Below are 3,726 nucleotides of genomic sequence, written 5' to 3' on the forward strand. Positions count from 1 at the left end.
AGCGCTCAAGGCAACAGCTGGAGAAATCGGTCCAATCTGGTTGACCAATGCCGCCCTCCTTGCGCAAATATTAGTGGCACCGCCCAGACAGCGATGCTGGGCATTTGCCGGGGGCTTACTGGGCTATCTAAGCGCCGGCCTTCTGGTTGGTGAACGTCTATTCGTGTCCGTCTCATATTTGTGCGCCAACCTCCTCGAGGTGCTGATGGCGTTGGCGTTCGCCCCGCCTGTCTCAACGGTCGCCGAACTGTTTCGTCCGAAGCCGCTCGTGAAATTCATGGCCGGTGCAGTGTTGCTCGCGCCGGCTGTGTCCGGACTGCTTGTGACGTCCATGCTGCACGAACAGCTCGTCGGCCAACTGCTGCAAAACTTTTGCAACTGGTTCCTCTCGGATGCCTTGAGCCTCGCCATATTGACGCCCGCCGCCATCGTCTTCTGGACCGGGGAGGCGACCCAACTGCTGCGTGTCGAGCGCCGGCGAAGGACGGGGTGCCTCCTGCTCCTGATTTGCGTCATCACGACCGGCGTATTCGGGCAAAATCACTTTCCGCATTTGTACTGGGCGCTTCCGCCCATCGTGTTACTGGCGTTTCAGGCAGACATGGCAGGCTTGATGGTCGGATTGCTCCTGTGCCTGGGGATTGCGGTGTCGTTCACCGTTAGCGGGTCGGGACCGCTTTGGACGTTTCCCTATGGGGACATGCGCAGCCGCGTCTTTGCGCTCCAACTTTTTCTCGTCGCGGCAATGGGCATTGCCTTACCTATCAGCGCCACGCAGACGGGGCGTAGCCGCCTCCTTGCAATGTTCCGTGACCTCGAGCAGCGATATCGGATACTGGCAGAGAACGCGACCGATATCGTCATGAGCATGGCGCCCGATGGCAGGCTCACGTACGTTTCACCACGCGCTACGGCGGTGATAGGAATCGCCCCTGAAAACCTTATTGGTTTGCACCTCCCGGACCTGGTTCTGTCCGACGACCGCGATGCCCTCGCTGCGACAATTAGGAGCATGGCGATGGGTGCGGCCGAGGCTTCCCATATGCGCCGTGTCCATGTCGGTCTCCGGTATCATTGGATGATTTGATGCGAGCAAGCCGTATTCCCTCAACTCAGGATGAGCCTCATTCCTTGCAAAGTGGCCCATTTGCGCTGTACCGTCGACCTGCAGAGGGTGGCCACGTCGCCAGGAATGGCTTCACGTGGAGGCGCCCATTCTCGCGCTCACAAAATATTGACCTCCAGAGTTTGCGGCGTCGGTGAGATTTCGGAGCACTTTGCTCACGAAGGGGGCCGTTCAGGTTTGAGGATGCTCATCACCAAGTCGTTGACGGCTTGCCTCGCCGCCTTTGTGGCTTCCTCGTCAAAGGCTACGGTCGGGCCGTATTCGACACAGGGGTCACTCAGGGCGAACGGTTTTTTCGTTTTGGCATTCACGATTTGTCCGTTCTCCGCTTCCACCAACTGACAGTTCCTTGTCGTTGGCGCCTGCTGAAGCCTCGTCGGTTGCCTGAACGAACGGGAGTCGAACAGATGTTGTGCCCCTGGGTACTCAGTGAGTTGTACGTTCTTGCCGCTTGCCTTCAATCTTTCAACGTAGGCCCGGCATGCAGCGACTGGCAATAAATCGTCGGCACTTCCGTAGAAGATGCGGACGGGTTTGGCGGTGATATCGGTCTCGTCCCGGAAGGTGACGTCACAACCAGGGTAGAAGGCTATATACCCCGCGAATTCTGCATTCGTAGCCGGACCATGCATGCGCTGCCATCGCTTCAAACTAGCGTAAAGCGCGGCTTTGCCTCCGCGGGAGAAGCCCATGAGTACGACTCTCGTCGGGTCGATTCTAGGGTGCTTTTGCAGTAGTGCGAGCGCGCGGTATGCGTCCTCGGACTGTGCGAGCAAGCCCAACTCCCCGCGGTTATTGAGCAAGTTAACAATGCCGCGACCGGAAAAGCTGTCGACGACAAAAGTGGCGATGCCCAGTCCCAGTAGGTCCTGCTCCCAATCGACGATGTTTGACCCTATGCCTCCTGCGGGGTGGAGAATGATAACGAGCGGGAGCCGGTCAGTGCCGGCGCGCGGCAGGCGCAATTCTCCCGCCACCGTAACGGGCGTTCCGTCTTCTCGGCCACTCAGGAACTCCTGGTCAGTCAACGTGAGTGTCTGAAAAGGGATAACCTCCACGCGCGATACCGGCATTGTCGCCACTGGGGTAGGTATGGGCGCGGTCGACTTCGGAAGCGTCGACGTGCTTCCTCCACAGCCAGAAAGTACCAAGGCGATGACGAACGGCACCGTATGGAAAATCCGAGTGGCGAAGACGGGTCTCATGGCTGCTCCTTGGTCAATAGTTCGGATGCCTGCCGCCGGCTCGCGACACCAGCGACGCTTTGCCGGAATCGGAGGATGGCTGGCTCGAGTGCGTTGCGCACGCAAACCTGGAAGTACGCTGCGTCCTCCTACGGCAGCTGGGCTTGATGAGCGCAGGAGACCGGCGAGGGTTAGCGGTTCTGAGAGGTCTTTTTGTAGCTGCCACGGCACCTGTGGCACGTATGACTTTCAGGCCCTCGATGGTCCAGCGCCTTACCGTTCGAAAGGTAGGGCAGAGCTGGGGCGACTTCTAGGGAGCTCCCGACGTTATGTGCGGTAGCACACATAACGAGCGCGTTCGCCGACTACGCTGGCAGGAACAACGCCACCACATTATTCCTCACCAGGCTGGCATCAATCATCCGGTGAAGCCCGTGTGCAGCTAGCGGTGCGTGAGACGCTTCGCCCAGTGTGTTCTGACCGAGCAGTGGAGCAGTGGCATCCGGTATCTTCGGCATTGATATCCTGATGCCACTTAGGGCAGCAGTCCGGACGGCATTCTCACTCAATGCTCCGCACGTTCACCTCGGAGGGATTCCAGTCGCTGTCAAACCAACCCACCCAGCTTGCCGCCAATTCGATTTACCAGGATGTATTGCAGCTTTTCTAGCGAGAGCGGCTTGGTCAAGTGGTAGTCGAAGCCTGCAGCGAGCGCTCGTGATTTGTCAGACTCCGCGGCGTAGCCAGTCAATGCGACTAACGTGATGTCATCCAGACCCCGGTCGGCTCGAACGGCGCGTGCGACGTCAAAGCCGTCAACGTCTGGCATCCCGACATCGACAATTGCCACCTCCGGGCGAACTTCCGCCATAAGGCGAATGGCATCGCGCCCGTTGCTCGCAGTGGTCACGTTGTGCCCTTCAAGTTCTAGCAGGATGCCCAGGGACATCAAGGCGTCCAGATTGTCATCGACAAGAAGAAGGCGCACGGGACCGAGACCGAGCGACTCGGCAATCTGTTTAGGTTGGTCCGGCGCCGACGGAGCACGGAGTATTGGCAGACGTAGGGTTACCGCGGTTCCTGCGCCTGCTCCAATGCTTTCGAGCGATATTGTCCCGTCATGCAACTCGACCATGCGCTTGGCGACAGCGAGGCCAATCCCAAGTCCCCCTTCGGCTCTTGCGTGGGCCTGAGCGGATTGGGCAAACAGTTCGAAAACGAGTGGTTGCACCGAGCTATCTATGCCAATGCCGTTGTCCCTGACCGTGATGACTACCTCGCCGGCCGGGTCCAGGCTGCCGTCATCCGGGTGGACACTTACGGTCATCTCGATGGTTCCGCCGACCGGTGTGTACTTCGCAGCGTTCGACAGAATATTGCCCAAGACTTGACTCAAACGAACGTGGTCCGCTCGAA

At 59.0% G+C, this 3,726-nt stretch carries 3 protein-coding genes; 1 reads left to right on the top strand and 2 read right to left on the bottom strand.

The genetic code is table 11. The features are described 5' to 3' along the window. Positions 1 to 1,087: MASE1 domain-containing protein (locus PQR02_RS39820; protein WP_408243290.1), on the top strand; the 1,087-nt coding region annotated here is incomplete at its 5' end. 194 nt (positions 1,088 to 1,281) lie between these two features. Here the strand turns inward: PQR02_RS39820 and PQR02_RS39825 are convergent. After that, positions 1,282 to 2,331: a dienelactone hydrolase family protein gene (locus PQR02_RS39825; protein ID WP_408243291.1), complete on the bottom strand. Its 1,050-nt coding sequence runs from the start codon at positions 2,329 to 2,331 to the stop codon at positions 1,282 to 1,284. 586 nt (positions 2,332 to 2,917) lie between these two features. Beyond that, positions 2,918 to 3,726 (bottom strand): ATP-binding protein (locus PQR02_RS39830; RefSeq protein WP_408243292.1); only part of this gene is annotated, 809 nt, incomplete at its 5' end.

Origin of the sequence: Paraburkholderia sediminicola (genome assembly GCF_046026895.1) — a bacterium.
In the GTDB taxonomy this organism is placed as follows: Bacteria; Pseudomonadota; Gammaproteobacteria; order Burkholderiales; family Burkholderiaceae; genus Paraburkholderia; species Paraburkholderia sediminicola_C.

Bases quoted from the DNA above. Each gene is read 5' to 3' on its own strand.
- PQR02_RS39825 (WP_408243291.1), bottom strand. From the start codon at position 2,331: ATGAGACCCGTCTTCGCCACTCGGATTTTCCATACGGTGCCGTTCGTC.